This is a genomic window from Bacteroides sp. DH3716P, assembly GCF_025914115.1.
Classification (GTDB): domain Bacteria; phylum Bacteroidota; class Bacteroidia; order Bacteroidales; family Bacteroidaceae; genus Bacteroides; species Bacteroides ovatus.
In genome coordinates, this window is sequence record NZ_CP083673.1 from 5,179,905 (window position 1) to 5,197,764 (window position 17,860).

A 17,860-nucleotide genomic window follows, 5' to 3' on the forward strand; every position below is an offset into this window, starting at 1 on the left:
TTATTATTCATCTAAAACCTATAGTGGCGTGGCGACAGCCCTCATCCTTTGGAGAGAACTCACTCCTCACTCGCTCGAATTCCCGCAGGTCTCTGCCACTGACAGAAGGACGCTTCTTGGAAATGACTTCTTCGAGCAGAGCCTGGCTGATAGGCTGGTACTCGTCTGTGCAGCCCTTGATAGTGGCATTGAACATCTTTCTTGCCGCCGACCTCACTATGTAACTGATGTCGCTGCAGTTATAACCTTCGCTCAGCTCTGCCAGTCTGTTGATGTCTATCCCCTCATCCGAGGGAAGTTTGGAGAGTGCCAACGTGAACAGACTCTTGCGGGCTTCCTTGTCGGGCATGTCTATATACACCATCTCGTCGATACGTCCTGTCCGTAGCACAGCCTTGTCGATGCGTTCAGGATGGTTGGTCGCGGCAAGGACATATACACCACGTTCGGAGGCATTGTTGAGCATACAGAGAAACTCGTTGACCTCACTGTCATAGTGTTGGTTTGCCTCGTCACCGGAGCGTTTGGGCACCATGGCATCAAACTCGTCGAAGAACAGCAGTGTGGGTGCTTTCTTCTCCGCATCCTTGAATACTTCGCCTATCTTCTGTTGTGTTCCATGTACCCATGTACAGGCGAGGTCATCAGGCACGATCTTCATGAAGTTGATGCCTATCTCCTCGGCCATCTTCTCGGCAAAGAACGTCTTGCCGCAACCTGCAGGACCATAAAAGAGCATGGAGGGAGGCTTGATGCCATATACCTCGGCACACTTGCGGTTCTTCAGTACGTTGATAAATCCCTCGGTCACAAACTCCTTCAGCTCGTTCATGCCGGCAATGTCTCCAAATCCATGACCATTGGCTTTCTTCTCTGCTACAGGCTTGTGCTCAGCCTCCTTTGCAGGGGCTGTCTGCTGTTCTGTCACCGGCTGTCCTCCGCAGATGCGGCGCAACCAATCTTTCTCGGCTTCTGACGTATGCATCTTTCTATCCTCCACTGTTTTGTTTTACTTCTATGATAAGAGAGTGGCATTTGTAACCATTCTCTATCATCTATCCCTACTTTCTGCTGAAAAAAAATATCCCTTTGGTCTATTGTGCCTGTTTGCCACATTAGCCAAAGGGATATTATCATTGCATTCATGCAATCTTCAATCTTTAGGCTTTGGTGGCTGTAGTTTCCACTGCTCTACCAATCGTTTACAACCGTTTTCAATGTGTTTAGCCACACGATGATATACAGCTGCAGTCTGGTAATGAGGGTCTTCCACATTGCCGTCTTCATCAAATGCCATCTTGTTGAACAGAACGATTTTGTTCCAATAGCTATAGTCCAATACTCGTGTTATGGCATCACGGTGACGCTCGTCAAACACAATGACCGCATCAGCTGCCATCAGTTTCTCACGTGTCATAACCGTGGTCGTACCACTTAAATCATATCCCAATTCCTTCGCCACATCCACCATGGCAGCATCACGAGGATACTCTCCACAGTCCAATGTACCAAGTGAGAATACTTCGATGCCATTCATTCCTGCGTCTGCCAAGAGTTTCTTCGTCACACATTCTGCGAATGGTGACCGACAGGCATTGCCTGTGCATACAAAGCAAATCTTGTAGTTCATGTTCATTCAAAAATACGGTTTACATCAAACAAATGCTTTTTACGTCTCAGAAACTCTGCCTCATAGTCTGCGGGCAACCCTAGCATGGCAAGCTCGTCGGGAGTGATTGCCTTGATAATGCTGTTGAGCCTTGCGGCAATGTCATCACAGCGGAACTCCTTTTTCTCCACATAGCGATGCCCTCTCATCTCCGGCACCTCTTCAAACGGAACGGAAGGGTGCATCACATAGTAAAGCGCAATGGCAATGTCCGTGCGGTGTCTGCCCATAGCACAGGCAATATAGAAGCCACCCTTGTCCATCAACTCGAACAGCAGCGGAAGCGAGCTAATAATCTGATGCACGTCCGTGTTCCTGCTGTCGATGGGCAGACTGTGGTATTCCAGGCCAGCCTCTACCACATTGCGGTCGTAGCGGTCGGTATGGTCAGCCGTGCGGAGGTCAATGATGACCTTTACACCGGCATCACGCACCTTTGCCAACAACCAGTTGCTGCCACGTCCCGACATAGTCCTGCCTCTCACTCCTTTGTCATAGACAGGGGCAAGGTCAACAATGGGGTATCGCATCAATGCCTCATACAGAGCATTGGGCTTGTTGACAACTGAAAGGTTGTTCGCCTCAGATTTGTTCTCATGGACGACCTTGTTTTGGGCATTCTTTCCCACATGCCACCCATCGCACCACGCGCATTTATAGACGGAGAAATGCACACCATGCTTCTCGCTCATTGCCTTGGCAGCCCTCAAAGCAACAGCTTTCGTAGGGTAAGACATCTTTTGCTTGCCGCTTCCTCGTGCCGTATGGCTATATCGGCTGAAAATGCCGAAGGCGTTGTGCGTCACGAAGATGTTTCTCCAAGCACCTTTGCGAGTCAACTGGTCATATATGGCAAAAAATAGATTCTTGATCTTCATCTCATTAATCCTCATAAATAGTAGAAATTCTTGTAATTGAATGTGGTCAAGGGTGAGTGGACATCATCCATTGCCAGCATACGTTTAGGTATCTCGCTCAGGGGGATTCTTTCATCAATCAATGCTCTCAGCCTACGGGCCAACTTCACATTCTCACGATTAAGTTCCTCTTGCGTCGTCTTTACCTGATATAAAAGAGCCTCATTTAACTCTGAAACTATCATCCCCGTAAACAAACCATGCAAGCCTTCTGCACGGGCAAACTGGTCGGCATTGCACCACACAGCCACAATGTTGCCTCCATGCTTGCGCAGATGATAAGCGTGGGAATGGCTCACGATTATCTTGTCGAACTCGTCCTTGCTGTCATCCGCACGAAAGAACAGTCCTTTGTCTGAGCCATGCCCCAGCAACATGATGCGCTCCTGTGTAGAGACATGATGCAACAAACGCCCCATCTCCTTGGTTGTGCGGTAGTCGGCAACGACTTGTGCTTCCAGCCCATCATATAGGGCTGAAAGCATCGCCGTGGTTTTGTCTTTTGGATGTATCACTAACATATGTTCTACTTATTATTTCTCCTATAAAAGGTATTATAGCTTCCAGTGTTTGGATTCCATATATTTCTTACATTTGTCGCAGAATACGTTTGTTTTGCGGAAAGGATTACCACCTTTGGCATTCTGCATCATACATTTTATATCAGGACAATGCCGCAAGCCTTGGGCATGACCTAATTCGTGGAGCATTACGCTAAACAACTGCCCGTTGCCATGAGGACGATAGGACGAGAATACCGCCACACCTGTCCCTATACCGCTGGCAAGTCCCATAATTCCGCTATGGGCACGACCTCTGAAATTATCAAGTCCGATATCCGCCTGCGTAAGTCCAACGACAATAGTTGAATCAGACTTATAATGACATAGCACCTTGTTCAGTACATCAGCCCTATATCGTTTGTGGTCATTCCTTTTAGTGGTAAGGGCAGAGTCGGGCAAGTGAATATTACCGGCCATTCTGCATTTGGGATAATGAACTCTTAAAGAATCCATCATGGCACGCTGTAAATCTACATTGACTGCGCCCAACGTATATACACAAACAACAGGCACAACAGATTTCTGCTCTGTTGTTGATGTAGATACAGGGGTACTCTTCTTGCAGCTTCCCAATATCAGGGATAGCGCACACAGCAATATGATGTCAAATATTCTGTTGTTCATTTTGCGACACATCTATAAATCAGCGGTACAAGAACGTCCTCTATTACCCTGTCATCCATACGGTGCTCGCCACTGAAGTGGATTACTTGATTATAGTATTGCAGGAACAAAGATTCTCCATTCACCTGCTGGTCGTTGTCGGCAAACATCCCCCATACCTGCTTGCGGTCGGCCTCGGTAATCCCTTCAAACTGATGCTCTTCCATCTCCGCATGGTTGTGGATGATTTCTGGGGTAATCTCAAAATGAGTAGTACCATCCTTTCTCGGCTTGAAGTATTCATGTGTGCCAACCGTGAGCATCTTGCTCTTCTTCGACATCTCGAAAGCGGGATTCACACAGATGCGGTTATATCCACGCATCTGCTGTGCATACATGCCTCCCATGCTGGTGCCTACGACGACATCCGGCACTTCGTTCATACACAGCCCTCGCAAGAAGGGCAGAGCCTCGGCAGGGTCAACGGGTATGTCGGGAGCAACGACATCAAAGTCTGACAACAGCTCTCGTAGAGTCTTTACCGTTCCGCTGGCAGCCGACGAGCCGAAACCATGAAGATACATGAGTTTCTTCCTTCGGATAGACTTCTCCTCCAGTTCCTTTGTCTTATCCCGAAGGTCATAGCTGTCGCGCATGTTCATCAAGATGTCGCAGAATTCAGCAGGAGTAAGTATCGTTTTATAGGAACTCGGCTCACCGCTTGTATGAACGAGTTTGATGCCACGAGTCTGCATCAGTGCGGCACGAAACCGTTCACTCTGTTCAAACATCGCCTGATAGGCACGGCGTATGATTCGCTGATACTCTTCGCTTTGGCGGTCTATTGCCTGCCCCTTCCACCACACAATCTGGTCAGTCTGCCACGATGTGACGCTCATTTTCCGAGCATTGCCGCCCTTCATGCTGCATATCTGCCGCTGCTTGTCGAGTTCCTTCCTCTTCAGAGATTGCAAGAAACCCTCCATACTGCTGCACACCATTCCGTCGAGGCGGAAACCGTTGCTGCACAAATTGCTGAGCACATTGGATGGGTACAAACCATTGGAACGTATATCCAGCGTGTTAGTTTCTGGATTGTACATATCCTTCAGTTCGTGTCCATTCCGTGTGGTAGCCATATAATTTTCTTCCATTTTTCAATTCGATTTTTCAGTCACATTACTTCTTGGAGTAGTAAAAGATGCTGTAGTAACCTGTTTTCTATCACAATAGACCGACGTTTTCTATAAGTTAGAAACAGTCGGATGCTTGCGTTCATATCACATGCCTATATCGATTATTGCATCAGCATTTTCTTGCGACTGATCATAGTTATCCAAATCCTCATCGGTCATCAAATCTATTTCGCTTGGGATGTTTCTGACATCAAACCAAGTGATTTGGTTTTGACCGCAGAGGATGTATATTTCTCCGTCATCATATTGCCTTGCGCCATATACTGGTCCTCTAACGACACACTCAGTTACCAACTGGTTGTCTCTGACTGCTGAAATCCGTGCAGAGTCGTCTGCTAATTGCAGCCAATAGTAAGCCGTGTTGTTTATCGTGGCTATACTGTCACCCCATTCAGAAGTATTCTCTTCCTGCTGGTGGCCGCCCCCACAACCTATAAGGGTGATGAAAGCAATGAAAAGCATTATCAGGTTCTTCATCTTGCTTCGGTTTAACTCATTGCTTCAATAGTGTTTCTATGCTCTTTGCCAACTCATTCAACTCCTCATGTTGTGGTGTACTTTGTCTTGCGGTCTTCAGGTCAATATTGTATAATACCGTGCTGTCACGCTTCACGTCATAGGAGTAATGGAGTACATGAAAAGTGTCACCATAGCGCACAACAGAGTCGGTTGCAAACTCCCCGGAACGAAGAGTCACCGAGTCTTCCGATATATACGGTTGGTCTGAGTAATCATAGTATGAGTTAATTCCGTTTCTCGTCATCTTGACGTGAGAAAGAGGAATCTCCGCCTTGAACTTATTGGTAACACGTATTTCCAACCTGTCTCTGTGACCATAAGCATTCCTGTCACAATATTTATCAAGTATTTGACAGATACTGTCCTGTAGATTCGGGTCGCTGATATTTGATGTCATCATTTTGTTTTGATATACATTATACAAAGTATAGCATCCGTTATTTCTTAGTTCATAGATTCCCAATGGGCGATTGCGTGAATTATGAACAATGTTGTCATATATAGGTTCGACAAGTATGCCGTATCTGTCCCGCAAGCCGACCTTGTCCGTATTAGTGTCCTTGATATAGAAAATGCCTCTCAATGGTTCCAACGTATATAACCCTCGGCGACCATATTCTATACAGGCGTATTGATTATAACCAATTGCCAAGGTTGGGAGGAGTATTCCCAAATATACGGTAGCCAATATGCTTATTCCTGCCAATCCTAGCTTACCAAAAGTGCGCCAACATACGTAAGCAACCATTGCTATACTGGCAACGAGCATCCACACGCGCCACATCCCGGCATAGCGTTGGGCATAGAAGAATAGTACCATAGCAGCTACCATCATCCAAAGTTTGCCGACAACAGGATTCTTCTCTGTTGTATCTTTACAGGAAGTCATATATCTGGCAATCAGATATAGACTGAGAGGCGGCAGGACGACACAAGCGAAACGACACATTCTCATGTCCATGGCAAGCCCTGCATATAACGCACAGATGGCAATCAACATCAGTTGGCAATAGGCCTTTGTCCCTTTGTCCTTCCAGAGAATCGCTCCCAAAGCATCCTTCCAAGTCAAGGTAGATGACTTCATTGTTTTCCTGATAAGTCCAACAATATATACAGCTATCGGTCCCAAGAATAGCCATGCCAACAATATGCATTTTATAATGTTATGGGTCAAGTGGTCATTGTTTATACCCATAACGACAAACGGCAAATCAGCGAAATCACCCGTTGTCCTCATAACCGGTCCCTCAACAGACAGCAAGGCAAACAGAGCCGAGAAAACTGTCAATGGAATCCAACTTCGTTTCTCCCCACGATAAAGGGTGAAGGAGAGAATGATTCTCATCACGACTGTGACTACCATAAGAAAATGAGTTGGTAATGACCACCAACTACAGTTTGCCAATGCAACAAACAGCCATAAAGAACAGACGGCCAAATCAAGCCAAAATACTTTTTGCTTCATTATATTCGTATTTACTTTTTGTTTAACCACTCAATCAATTCATTCGCTTTGTCTGACACCATTGCAGGCGATGCCGGCAGCTTATGCTTTCTCTGCACGACCATGCTGACAGCATACTTCGGCTTGTTGGCAGGGAAGCAGCCTACAAACGTGAATGTCTGCTCCGTTCCGTCATCAGCCACATTATATACTCCTCCAAGTTCCAAGTCCTTCGGTGCACGCTTATGTTGTATGCCTTCTTCCTTGAACATTCCGATGGCAATTGCACGGATATTGCCGCGTCTTTCCGCAGAGACGTTCACGGAATCCAAATGGAAGATATTGTTGAACACCGTAGCCAGTTCCAACGCATTGGTGTTCTTTGTCTGGTCAGTAGCGTACTTCCAATAATCCATGCCGTCAGGCAAGGTCATCATGGCGTGATACATTCCAATTCTCGACTTGTTGAGCAGAACCTGTCTGTATGTCAACATTCCGTAACCACCTCTGCGCCAATTATGGTCTCTTATCCGCACGCTGTCGTTCAACACAAAAATACCTTGTCCTGTATCGACGCTGTCCTCCAAAGATGTTTTTGACTGGGCGAGGCAGTCGGCAGCCACGAAAGGCATATATGTTTCCGAACTGCAAAACCTTTTAAGAAGAGGAGCATACACAATGTCACCCTCTACATTCTCCAATGCTCCCCATGTCAAGACATCACCTGTCCTTACGTCAATGACCGACACCTGTCCTTGGATTCCATCAATAGCCGCCATGCATTCACTCAGCACGTCATAACTCCTCGCCGAAATCAATGAGTCTATGGCAGGAAAGTCTTCCACTTTCCCCACGAGTCTTGGATTGTCGGCAAACGCTTCCATTTTCGTGTTGTCATTCATATTGATGCCGATTTTTCCGCATTGCAGCCCTTTCTCATAGTAGAAATAGCAGAAGCACATACCGTCTTCTGGTTGGAAATAGTGGGAATACTCGATGTATTCCATATCCACAGCCGTGACACTGTCGTTCTTCTCACGGTCATAGATACCATACTTCCCATTCATGGAGACGATGACGTAACGTGACTGGATCAAACTGTCCATCCTCGCCTTGTCTTCTTCCGAGTCATAATCCGATTTAAACTCTTCGGCAAGTGCCACGGAATCCACTTCAACGGAATCTACCCAGACCGAATCCGCCCCCTTCTGTGCAAAGACATCAGCTCCAATCACCGAGAGGAGCAATGCCAAAACCATTGTCATTCGTTTACTCTGTCTCATAATCATTATCTTTCTTTAATCTTCAGCTTCTTCACTTTCTTTATCCTCCTTATCGTCACGACCGGATAAGTAGGTGTGCTTCTCTATCACAGCTTCATTGCCAAACATATTCTGTCCGAAGCGGTTGATGTTCACCCTGCCCCCAATTGCTGCCGCACAGTTCATGGCAAAAACATCATTAGGATTTTTCTCAATCCTCTTCAGACAGGTCTGATAGCATTTCTTGCGCATATCGTTATAGATGCTGTTGGGAATGGATGAATCACGGGATATTCCGCCATAGCAATATTGATACAGACATCGCCATATAATCCAAATGTTGTTAAGACAAGGGTTGTATTTGCCGCTGTCCATTAGCTTCTCCGCCACAGCCACAATCCACTCGTCTTCAAGATCTGCTTCCGGACTGTCTGCCCAATTTAGGAACAGGGAGCATTGCTCGTCAAAAGTGGAACAGTCATTCAAGCTAGTCAGCATCATTTCCACTCTTTTGTCTGCCTCAACCTGCTTGTATAGTTCAAGAGTTGGCTTTGTCGCATCAGTCAGTTCCTTGGTCATGGCATTCAAGGAATCGACAAACTTCCCCTCATCAGTGAAATACTGATAGGACTTGGCTTCAATCTTGTTGCCAAAGGCAATCAACAGATCCATGGAATGTTCGTCTTCGCCCCATTCTTCTGGAGAACGCTTCATCATAATGACGATGCTGTCCTTGTAAATCTTGGCAGCCTTACGGAGTTCTTTGTCCCTGATGCAATCTTCGCTAATAGCCTTGATGCCGGCAACAACGTCTTTTTCTTCAGCAAGTTCAAAACCATCACATCCTCTCAGCCACAACTCGTGATTGCTCCACACGTTGAAAGCCAACAGGCAAGAGTTGTAGAACACCTCTGCATTGGAAAGAAACGGTTGTTTGCTTGCGGCATATTCCGGCAATTGCAGGGCGAATGCCGTATCACTCACAATCTCGTATTCGAGAACATTGTCTGCCGCATCCTGTCCATAGAAGGCAGCAAAGAGGTCAAAGTCCGTGCTGTCTTCCTTCGCACTTGCGTATTTGTCATAAATATCGATTATGTCTTTAAGACTGACGGCATCGTCATTCTCAAAGCATCCACGATACTGCGTTCCCATTTCTTTCTTGCAGCCAGTCATTGTCATCAACAATGTCATGGCAATAATACCAAACCATTTCATACTATCTGTCCTATCTTATTCTTTTACCTCAATCAAGACTGCCGTATAGTTGTCATCGCCCTGCTTTTCGCACATGAAATCATAAACATCAAGAATGTCGGCAAGCGGCTTTTCATCCATCATCCTTGCCAACAGAATGTCTGGAGCCATGCTTTTGTACAAGCCATCGGAGCAAAGCAACATTCTGTCGCCTGCCTTCAATTTGAACTGTACTATGTCCGGGACATCTGCCTCATGATGATAGGAGAAAAAGCAACGGTCAATGACCTCCCAGCCATAATCCAAACGCACATGGTCCTTCGTCTGGTAGAGCAGCCCTTCATTAGGACGCTGCAAATAGCATCTGCTGTCACCCACATGGGTAATGGTCACGGTGTCGCCCTCAATGCTTGCCATCACCATCGTCGTTCCCATTTGGCAATGGTTTAACGAGTTGGCTTTCTTGTCAAGTGCCCTCATGGCATGGGCGCAGGCCTTTTCCACCTTTGTCTTACTGTCAGGCTCGTCCGTATGTTTTTTCCAGTAATCCACAATGGCATCTGAAACGGTCTCGCTTGCCACTTCTCCCATGGCGTGACCTCCCATGCCATCGCAGACCACTGCCAACCAACGGTTACCGTCCTCACCATTTACGATACGGAAAGCGTCTTCATTGTTCTGACGCTTTCCCGTTTCACTGATTGTAGCGTAATGTATCTTCATATTATTCAATTATACAAATTGTCGTCATCGCTCATCTCCCATTTCTGTCAACAGCACATCATGACATATATCGCCCTGCCAATAAGCCATTGGATGAAGTTCGCAATTCAGCTTATTGTAGTTACCATGTCTTTCCACCTGATTCAGTATGCGTAGTTTCTCGTCTATCTCCTCTAGGCTTTTAGCGAAAACCAGATTGGTAAAATAACGATTCTCATACATATAGTCCTCGCTGTCAAAGCAAGGATAGAGTTGTGAGTCTTCGCCCACATACACACCATCCTTTGGCATTCGCTTCCTTGCGTGTTCTATCATTTCTTTCACACCATTGAAAGATGCTCCCAAGACCTCAATGGTCTCATTGTTCTTAAACCGCTTCATAATCGTTCGTTTTAATATGATGAATAATTCTTATGACGAGAGGCAGGAACATCAAGCCCCCACCTCTTTATGTCATAGCCTTATAATACCCTTCTATTTATGACAACTCTTTTTGTGTCCACAATGCTTGCAGTATGCTTGTTGCCATACATCTCCATTGGTGATGGGAGAGAATCCCGAACAACTACAACCTACCGTTCCTGTACAATGTTTCCCTCGAAATGTAACATTAGAACGATTGTAAGCGCTGTCGCTTTGAGGGCAGACCCACGTCTGAGACTGTCCATTGGCATAGACAACTGAAATTTTATCTCCTCTCTTCCAATACCATCTCCATGGGGTTGTAGGCCCAAGATAGAAGCCTCCGTTAGGTGTCATTGTCTTAGTTTCAGAGTTATTCCTGTCCGTAGAGGCTGCGACAATCTGTATATTGAATGTTGCACCTGTTTGATTATTCGCAACAAAATAGATATGTCCATCGTTACCTTGCTGGAAGCCCCCAACCATCTGTGCGCTTGCTATTAAGCACATAAACATCATTGATAGCATAATTCCAAAATGTTTCATTTCTATATACGCTTGATTTGTGACGCGCCCAACTTCTAAAATTAGGTGATAATATTTACTCAATACTTGTCAATATGAGAACGCTTGGAATGACCACACTTACATGTCGTAGGGTCGGCACCGCTCTTCGCTCTAAAATACGGGCATTTGTTGGGACCGCAATAATGACAGTGTCCGTCATCATTCCCTGCTACATGCACAGTGACATCCGATGTAACAGGCGCAACTTCAGCATTGGTAGTTTTCGCATTTATGTAAAGTGCATTGGCACCTACTAAAGCGATGAGAGCAAATGCAACTGCAAAAATCTTCTTCATTGTCTTATACCCTAATACGTCATCGGGCGCAACTTCTAAGTTTGTTATTATTGTTCCTTTGTCTGTTTATGAAGGGTAGTTAGGCATAGTAACCCCTTGGAGCATTATTTTATCAGGATTTTCTTGCTTTGACTGCCTATCTTGATAATATACAACCCTCTGGACAGGTTCTCGATGCGGTTGGTCTTTCCAGAATAGACTTTGGTTCCATTGTCTTTGTACACCGTAATGTATGACGCTTCATCCAGCCAAACGGTTCCGTCCTCTATATGAATAACAGGCGATTCGGCTATTGTCTCAGAAAGACCTGTGACATCTTCTATCTTGGCCGTCATGCTGTAATACAATGCCTCCAACTGTCCATTTTTCCATTTCTCCTCATCTTCCACCCATGAAAAGGCTGCTACATAGAAGTCCCCTACAGTTATCGTTCCGTCTTCATTCATTTTCAGTGTCCATGTGTCTGCCCAATCATCCGTTGTCTCATCAAACACATATATTGCATATAACGGACTGTCATTATCGGTATATTTCAGGATATTGTAGTATGATACATCAATCTTTGCAGTACCATCTCCATTGTCATACAACTTGAATCCTCCGTCATTGTATTCCGTAAGGTCATCACCAAACATGGAAGTGATATAATACGATCCATTCTTCTCAGTAATAGTCATTTCGAATCCATCTTTATACTCCCTCGTGGGATTGTTCTCCACATGACTGGATGCGACCCTATAATTCCCTGACCATACTGTTGTTTCTCCTATGACTTCCTCATTCACGGTTATAGCACAGACAGCGGCAAGATTGTTGGAAGTTGTAGCAATGATGTTGGCTGTGCCGGCACTCTTTGCGGTGACAAGACCAGTGTTGTCCACGGTTGCGACGGTTGTATTGTCGCTCATCCATGTCACGGTTTTATCGACAGCATCAGATGGACTTACCGTGGCTGTCAATTGTAATGTTTCTCCTTCGGTGAGTGAAGCCTTGGATGCGCTGAGCGTTATAGATGTCGGCTTTACATTCTCTTTTACCGATATGTTGCACGTTGCTTGTTTCCCGCTTCCGTCTTTTGCCTTACATGTAATAGTGGCAGTGCCAGCAGATTTTGCAGTGACAAGTCCAGTGGATGACACCGTGGCTACAGACGTGTCATCGGATGTCCAACTAACACTTTTGTTGGTCGCCGAACTTGGGCTAACAGCTGCATTAAGTTGTGTGGTTTCTCCAACATACAGAGAAGCAGAAGTCTTATTCAGTGTTATACTTGTAACATATACCGTTGCAGACTCTACGGAAACCTTGCAAGTAGCATATTTCCCACTGCCATCCGCAGCACGGCATGTAATAGTAGCAGTTCCCGCAGACTTTGCCGACACAAGTCCGTTGTTCACCATAGCCACAGATGTATTGTTGCTTGACCAGTTTACATTCTTGTTCGTTGCATTTGTAGGATAGACAGAGGCTGACAGTTGGTAGGTATTTCCTTCTTTCATACTGATGGACGATTGGCTCAGTGTTACACTTGTCACACTGACACTTGTCGATTTTACGGTGATCGTATAGTAAAAGTCCATAGTGCGATAGAAGCCATCAATGAAATAGCTACATTTAAAATATACTTTGCACGAAGATGTTGCCTTGATTCCCTTGACAGTGGCATTATAGCGAGTGGAACTGGTCACGGTGGCATACGAATTGTTCTCGGAATACCACTGATAGGTAACACCCGTTGACTGCATAAGTGTACGTTTGTAAGTGTCAGCCAACGCTATGGTTACGGTACTTCCTTCATAGACTGATGCTTCTCCGGCTTTTGCCGAAGCATTCGCCTTTTGAACTGTTGCAAATGCGAACAGAACCATTAGAATCATGGTCTGCAGATGTGTAGTAAATGTTTTCATTGTTGTTGTATTTGATGGTTTGTTTTATCTGTGGTGTTATTATTTTGCTCTCTTCAGCGCATACTCTGCCTTTCTCATATAGTCCTGAGCACGTTCTCGGGCATTCTTTGCTTTTCGTGCGTAATCTTCTGCCTTGTCCGTGGCATTCTTTGCCCGTTGCTGATATGTCTTCACACTATCGTAGTTCTTCCGCTTCGAGTAGTATTCAGCCTCTCTGAGATAACCTTGTGCTTGTCGGTTATAGTAATCGACTTCTTGCTCATAGCCCAATGCCTGCTTCGTGTAGTATTCCGCCTCACGCTGATATGATTGGGCTTGCTTGATATAGTAGTCATTTTGCGCCATAAGGGGCAGAAAGCCGAGCGTTATGATTATAATTGAGATTAACTTTTTCATGTCCTTTTCAGTTTGTTGAGTAAATAGGTCGAGGCGAAATCCAAGGCATTGATGATATGAGGGACAATCGTATCTGCCGATTCATCTGATGTCGTTTTGTGGTCATAATCCAATGAAACACTGCCACAGTCCAGTTTGACTGCTTTGATAAATTTCACGTTCCTGTTTGTCTCATTGATAGCATCCGACAATAATTCAGTGTTGTACTCGTTTGCCTTTACTAAATGAGGGACACAGAAACGTATCATATCCTCATTTCTCCCAGTCATATAAAAGAAATGCCTGTCGTGGTAGATAAAATGCCAACCCATTGACGGCAACATTTCCACATGCCCACATTTCTTCCTAATTTCATTCACTATTTCTTCTTGTCTCATATTCAATTATATTTGTTATACTCTTTATGGTATATGAGCGTGATTAGTAACCATATCTATCAATAAAAAAAACTGCACCAAATCAAACTTGTTGAATGGTGCAGTTTCTAACTCGTGTGTTGTATGTCTCAATCCAGCATCACAAATGCCGCCCAATAGTATGGGTCGGGATATTTCTCCCGAATGATGGACTTTGCGTTTTCAAATGCCTTACGTTTGTTCCACTTGCATTGTTTGGATGCCAGTTGCTCATAGAATGCAGTCATAAACTCTGTAGCCACCTTGTCGCTGACACTCCATAGAGCCATGACCATAGTGCCAACACCGGCTTTCTTGAAGGCACGCTGCAAGCCGTAAAGACCTTCGGAAGTAGCCTTGCCTTGTCCCGACTGACAAGCTGAGAGCACAACCATCTCCGTGCCACTTAGGTCGAGGCGAGCGATGTTGTTGGCTGTAAGAATACCGCCTAACACTCCATCAGGCAATTCCTTGCCTCTCCATGCCGCATTGCCTCCTGATAGTACAATGCCAGAGAGCATCATGGCATCAGAATAACCTTTCAGATAATCTACATGAGCGGCACGTTCAGGAGTATAATAAAATCCGTGAGTGGCTATCTGCAACAACTGAGGAGCATTTCCGTGCATACTGAGGAACGACTCCTCAGTTCCCTCCATTCCCATTCGGGGTGTTACCTGCCACTTGCTGGCTTTCAGCAGAGACTCAATCTGCATAATCTCCTGCTTGGAGCCAGGAAGTTCACAGAAGACAGAATCCCCACGAACCATGTCGCCACGCATCACCAACAAATCTGTCAAGTCATATTTCTTCGCCTCCTCAATCATTGCTGTCGGTTGAATGTCATATTGCAGTCCACCATATAACACCGCAGAATGCGGTGCAAATGCCAAGACTGGCGACTGTGCCTTTACCAGTTCCCTTGCGGAAGACAACCTTACGAAGTTGTAATGGTTTCCCAATAACGAACCGTCAGCCAGAGGCAATGACTCTAATGACACTTGGAACAGCAGTTGTGATGGAACATAATAAACAGTCGAACCTTCAGCTATGTATGCTCTTAATGGCTCCCATAACAGTTTCAGTACCTCTGGGGCATAGTCCTGATTATAATACATATCAGGTCGGGTGATGCCCAACGAATCAATCTGTCTTTCGGCGAACAGGTATTTCACCAATGGGTATTCATCGCTCTTGTTGATGATATAGGCTGCATATTTGCGCCCCATGGTCTCTGAAACGTAATCAGTAAAGTCCAAAAGGACTTCATTGGGCTTCAGAGCACTCTTAACTGTCGCATAGTCTATATCCATGAAACGTGTGATATTGTCGAAACTGCGGCATCTTTCGGTCAGACGTGCCGCCAATTGATCAGCCCGTTGTGACATACTTAATATGCTATCGGCATAATGTGCTTGTTCCTTCTCCCACTCCTTTATTTGGTTCTTCATCAAGGTAAGCAGCATATAGTCCTTCATATCATCATCAGTACCTTCTTTCTTTACCACGTCAAACAACGAGCGTTCAGACTCCAGCAGAAAAGACTTCGACATGACAAGCGCATCGTAGCAGCTTGCGGTAAACTCATCCTGGTATCTGTTGGCTTCAATGGCGTATGGTGTCATCATCGTAAACAGTGAAGACACTGGCGACCACAAACTCTCACGTTCCTCGACACTCATCATCGGAATACGCTCCTTCATCAACTCTTTCAACCTGAAAGCGGCATCCGTATAGTGTGTGCAACCAGCATCAAGATGTTTGGAGAATCCCTCTGCATTGGCGAGCATCATTAGCGCATTGATATACTCCATGCTCTTTTCGCCATAAAGTTGCTTTGTGTAATCCGCATAGAGTTGATAATGCTTTTCAGACTCATCATACATGTCAAGGCGATGTTCCGTTCCTCCCATGGATGCAAGGAGCATTATCCTATTCTCTTCCGTTTGGGGATATTTCGATGCAAGTATTTCATCTGCTTTCTTATAGTCTGCGAGAGCTGCGGAGTATTCTTTGAAGCCATTATGGCAGCGTGCCCGAACCATATACATTTGACATAGTTCCCTTGGCTCTTTCATCCTGCTTTCACTCTTAAAGAGAGAGTCTATACATGCAAAGCAATTCTCCTTGTCTCCTTTCAGTCTGTAGATGTCTGCCACCAGGCTATACGGAAGATAATACGCATCTTCCTCTGGATTCATCTGCTTCTGGTATTCTTCCAACACTTTGCGACCGTATGCGATGGCATCGTCATATTGCCCCGTGGCAATGTATAGATTTCTCAGCTTGTTATATGCCAGATGTTTACTTGCCGCAGGGTCTTTGTTGTCCCCTTCAGCCAGTTCCTTGCCCTTTATATACCACTTCTCGGCTAAATTATACTGACCTTTGGATTTCGCCTCGTCACCTTTTTGATGGTAGTATGCAAATTTCATTTTCACATCTCCTGCCTTTTCCACTAACGAATCCATGGAAGCCGAAGCGGAGCGTATCAGTTTCATGTCACCAGTGGAATTGCCCAGCGACCACAACTCCCTCAACACATCCATCTGCTTGTTCACCTTGCCATTTTGATGTGCCAAGACAAATGCCTGATAGTAAACTCGCTTTGCTTCGTCAAACTTGCAAAGGTGTGCTTTTACCGATGCTATGCCGGAGAGTACATCTACTTCTTCAGACACCCTACCCAAATCCCTGAATCCATTCAAGGCTTCTTCATACGAAGAAAGCGCCTCGTCATAACTCTGTGTCATCGCATATTGCGCTCCCTCAAAATACCATGATAGAGGAATCTTTGTCTCCGCGTATTCTTTTACCTGACCGTCAGAATAGGGAAGTATTTCTGATATGAGTTCCCTTCCACGCTTATAATCGGCACGTCCTTTTTCATCACGCTGGATAAATTCGCAAGCATACATATAGCCATTCATAGCATAGAGATGGCCGACGTCTTTTCTTTCTGTATCATTCAACTTACCTTGAAGCAAACTCTTTCCTAAAAGATACCCTTCTTTATACCTGCCAAGCAATTCATAACACTGACATGCCATTGTCTGACTACAAACGTACACTTGCCGCTCGCCTTCGTTGCGTTGCTGCTTGGTATTCTCTCCAACAATAAGAAACAACTCAAGTGCTTCTGCCTTCTTGGCGGCTTTGTTCAGTTCAAATGCCTGATACATTTTAGCAGTCACTTCTTCCTCTGACAGGGTCTGGGCTTCTATCTGCATTGTCATGCAGAAAAACATCAATGCGAATACTATGATTCTATTCATCTGGATTTACTTTCTTCTCGATATTATACTTTATGGTATCGTTGTCCGTACTGTCTGCCGGGGCAGGGCTGAACACTTCATCCCCTCCACGCATCTGCTCCATAGGTGCCCCGTTATAGTTAGGAGATGACTCATAATCAAACATTGGCTTGATGGCAAAGAAACCTACAACAAGCACAGCTGCCACACCAGAAATCCACAGCCATATCTTCTTCTTTGACCGCACTGGCTCTGTTGCTGCAACCTCTGGAGCAGGACAATAACATGCTGCTTGTTTAGTACCTGTAGCACGATAAGCAGCAGTTTTTCGTTCTTGTTCATACTGTCGTTGGAACTGTTTTAGTGCCTTTAGTTTCTCCTCACGACTTCGGATGCAGTCTTTCACGTCCTGTGTAAACTCCAGTTGTTCCTTCTTCTCTTTATCTTGTTCTATCTCACGCAAGAACTCCGTCTTTTCGGCATCATCCATGCGGTTAAGCAGGTAGTTGTCTATTCTGTCTTGAAACTTTTCGTCCATATCTGTAATTCT

Annotated in this window: 19 protein-coding genes; all 19 read right to left on the bottom strand. The window is 45.3% G+C overall.

Annotated elements, in window-relative coordinates; translation table 11 throughout:
• Window positions 1-7: 7 nt before the first annotated feature.
• Complete coding sequence (locus tag KQP79_RS19520; RefSeq protein ID WP_131797386.1) at window positions 8-1,000, bottom strand: AAA family ATPase; 993 nt, start codon at window positions 998-1,000, stop codon at window positions 8-10.
• A gap of 153 nt (window positions 1,001-1,153) precedes the next feature.
• Window positions 1,154-1,630, bottom strand: coding sequence for a hypothetical protein (locus tag KQP79_RS19525; RefSeq protein ID WP_085936339.1), 477 nt, complete (start codon window positions 1,628-1,630; stop codon window positions 1,154-1,156).
• Between the two features lie 2 nt (window positions 1,631-1,632).
• Window positions 1,633-2,199: a hypothetical protein gene (locus KQP79_RS19530; RefSeq protein WP_131797387.1), complete on the bottom strand. Its 567-nt coding sequence runs from the start codon at window positions 2,197-2,199 to the stop codon at window positions 1,633-1,635.
• Between the two features lie 359 nt (window positions 2,200-2,558).
• A complete protein-coding gene (locus KQP79_RS19535) occupies window positions 2,559-3,071 on the bottom strand; it encodes a hypothetical protein (RefSeq protein ID WP_165861554.1) in 513 nt (170 codons plus the stop codon).
• A 69-nt stretch (window positions 3,072-3,140) separates the two neighbouring features.
• Entirely contained in the window at window positions 3,141-3,773 is a 633-nt protein-coding gene (locus tag KQP79_RS19540; RefSeq protein ID WP_004320183.1) for a matrixin family metalloprotease, read from the bottom strand.
• Window positions 3,770-4,906 carry a YqiA/YcfP family alpha/beta fold hydrolase gene (locus KQP79_RS19545; RefSeq protein WP_004320185.1) on the bottom strand — a complete coding sequence of 379 codons (1,137 nt, stop codon included), beginning with the start codon at window positions 4,904-4,906 and terminating at the stop codon, window positions 3,770-3,772. Before KQP79_RS19545 ends, KQP79_RS19540 begins: the two co-directional genes overlap by 4 nt.
• 126 nt (window positions 4,907-5,032) lie before the next feature.
• Window positions 5,033-5,425 carry a hypothetical protein gene (locus tag KQP79_RS19550; RefSeq protein WP_004320187.1) on the bottom strand — a complete coding sequence of 131 codons (393 nt, stop codon included), beginning with the start codon at window positions 5,423-5,425 and terminating at the stop codon, window positions 5,033-5,035.
• 16 nt (window positions 5,426-5,441) lie between these two features.
• Complete coding sequence (locus KQP79_RS19555; protein WP_004320190.1) at window positions 5,442-6,932, bottom strand: hypothetical protein; 1,491 nt, start codon at window positions 6,930-6,932, stop codon at window positions 5,442-5,444.
• Between the two features lie 11 nt (window positions 6,933-6,943).
• Window positions 6,944-8,194, bottom strand: coding sequence for a hypothetical protein (locus KQP79_RS19560; protein WP_131797389.1), 1,251 nt, complete (start codon window positions 8,192-8,194; stop codon window positions 6,944-6,946).
• 15 nt (window positions 8,195-8,209) lie between these two features.
• The gene (locus KQP79_RS19565; RefSeq protein ID WP_004320194.1) at window positions 8,210-9,391 is read right to left on the bottom strand and encodes a hypothetical protein; all 1,182 of its coding nucleotides are present in this window, start codon (window positions 9,389-9,391) and stop codon (window positions 8,210-8,212) included.
• Window positions 9,392-9,406: 15 nt separating this feature from the next.
• Complete coding sequence (locus KQP79_RS19570; RefSeq protein ID WP_004320197.1) at window positions 9,407-10,093, bottom strand: PP2C family protein-serine/threonine phosphatase; 687 nt, start codon at window positions 10,091-10,093, stop codon at window positions 9,407-9,409.
• Window positions 10,094-10,117: 24 nt separating this feature from the next.
• Window positions 10,118-10,474, bottom strand: a complete 357-nt coding sequence (locus tag KQP79_RS19575) for a hypothetical protein (RefSeq protein ID WP_004320199.1) — start codon at window positions 10,472-10,474, stop codon at window positions 10,118-10,120.
• Between the two features lie 93 nt (window positions 10,475-10,567).
• Window positions 10,568-11,005: a hypothetical protein gene (locus KQP79_RS19580; protein ID WP_131797390.1), complete on the bottom strand. Its 438-nt coding sequence runs from the start codon at window positions 11,003-11,005 to the stop codon at window positions 10,568-10,570.
• Window positions 11,006-11,100: 95 nt separating this feature from the next.
• On the bottom strand, window positions 11,101-11,358 hold the full coding sequence (locus KQP79_RS19585) for a hypothetical protein (RefSeq protein WP_004320203.1): 258 nt from the start codon (window positions 11,356-11,358) through the stop codon (window positions 11,101-11,103).
• Window positions 11,359-11,462: 104 nt separating this feature from the next.
• Window positions 11,463-13,265: an Ig-like domain-containing protein gene (locus KQP79_RS19590; protein ID WP_004320206.1), complete on the bottom strand. Its 1,803-nt coding sequence runs from the start codon at window positions 13,263-13,265 to the stop codon at window positions 11,463-11,465.
• Window positions 13,266-13,304: 39 nt separating this feature from the next.
• A complete protein-coding gene (locus KQP79_RS19595) occupies window positions 13,305-13,661 on the bottom strand; it encodes a hypothetical protein (RefSeq protein WP_004320208.1) in 357 nt (118 codons plus the stop codon).
• Complete coding sequence (locus tag KQP79_RS19600; RefSeq protein ID WP_004320211.1) at window positions 13,658-14,038, bottom strand: hypothetical protein; 381 nt, start codon at window positions 14,036-14,038, stop codon at window positions 13,658-13,660. Before KQP79_RS19600 ends, KQP79_RS19595 begins: the two co-directional genes overlap by 4 nt.
• Before the next feature lie 128 nt (window positions 14,039-14,166).
• On the bottom strand, window positions 14,167-17,331 hold the full coding sequence (locus tag KQP79_RS19605) for a CHAT domain-containing protein (RefSeq protein ID WP_004320213.1): 3,165 nt from the start codon (window positions 17,329-17,331) through the stop codon (window positions 14,167-14,169).
• On the bottom strand, window positions 17,324-17,848 hold the full coding sequence (locus KQP79_RS19610) for a hypothetical protein (RefSeq protein WP_004320215.1): 525 nt from the start codon (window positions 17,846-17,848) through the stop codon (window positions 17,324-17,326). The genes KQP79_RS19605 and KQP79_RS19610 overlap by 8 nt, the downstream gene beginning before the upstream one ends.
• Window positions 17,849-17,860 lie beyond the last annotated feature (12 nt).

Coding starts and splice junctions, on each gene's coding strand:
- KQP79_RS19525 (WP_085936339.1), bottom strand. CDS start 1,630: ATGAACTACAAGATTTGCTTTGTATGCACAGGCAATGCCTGTCGGTCA.
- KQP79_RS19540 (WP_004320183.1), bottom strand. CDS start 3,773: ATGAACAACAGAATATTTGACATCATATTGCTGTGTGCGCTATCCCTG.
- KQP79_RS19530 (WP_131797387.1), bottom strand. CDS start 2,199: ATGCGATACCCCATTGTTGACCTTGCCCCTGTCTATGACAAAGGAGTG.
- KQP79_RS19595 (WP_004320208.1), bottom strand. CDS start 13,661: ATGAAAAAGTTAATCTCAATTATAATCATAACGCTCGGCTTTCTGCCC.
- KQP79_RS19565 (WP_004320194.1), bottom strand. CDS start 9,391: ATGAAATGGTTTGGTATTATTGCCATGACATTGTTGATGACAATGACT.
- KQP79_RS19585 (WP_004320203.1), bottom strand. CDS start 11,358: ATGAAGAAGATTTTTGCAGTTGCATTTGCTCTCATCGCTTTAGTAGGT.
- KQP79_RS19535 (WP_165861554.1), bottom strand. CDS start 3,071: ATGCTTTCAGCCCTATATGATGGGCTGGAAGCACAAGTCGTTGCCGAC.
- KQP79_RS19600 (WP_004320211.1), bottom strand. CDS start 14,038: ATGAGACAAGAAGAAATAGTGAATGAAATTAGGAAGAAATGTGGGCAT.
- KQP79_RS19610 (WP_004320215.1), bottom strand. CDS start 17,848: ATGGACGAAAAGTTTCAAGACAGAATAGACAACTACCTGCTTAACCGC.
- KQP79_RS19550 (WP_004320187.1), bottom strand. CDS start 5,425: ATGAAGAACCTGATAATGCTTTTCATTGCTTTCATCACCCTTATAGGT.
- KQP79_RS19590 (WP_004320206.1), bottom strand. CDS start 13,265: ATGAAAACATTTACTACACATCTGCAGACCATGATTCTAATGGTTCTG.
- KQP79_RS19560 (WP_131797389.1), bottom strand. CDS start 8,194: ATGAGACAGAGTAAACGAATGACAATGGTTTTGGCATTGCTCCTCTCG.
- KQP79_RS19545 (WP_004320185.1), bottom strand. CDS start 4,906: ATGGAAGAAAATTATATGGCTACCACACGGAATGGACACGAACTGAAG.
- KQP79_RS19605 (WP_004320213.1), bottom strand. CDS start 17,331: ATGAATAGAATCATAGTATTCGCATTGATGTTTTTCTGCATGACAATG.
- KQP79_RS19570 (WP_004320197.1), bottom strand. CDS start 10,093: ATGAAGATACATTACGCTACAATCAGTGAAACGGGAAAGCGTCAGAAC.
- KQP79_RS19575 (WP_004320199.1), bottom strand. CDS start 10,474: ATGAAGCGGTTTAAGAACAATGAGACCATTGAGGTCTTGGGAGCATCT.
- KQP79_RS19555 (WP_004320190.1), bottom strand. CDS start 6,932: ATGAAGCAAAAAGTATTTTGGCTTGATTTGGCCGTCTGTTCTTTATGG.
- KQP79_RS19580 (WP_131797390.1), bottom strand. CDS start 11,005: ATGTGCTTAATAGCAAGCGCACAGATGGTTGGGGGCTTCCAGCAAGGT.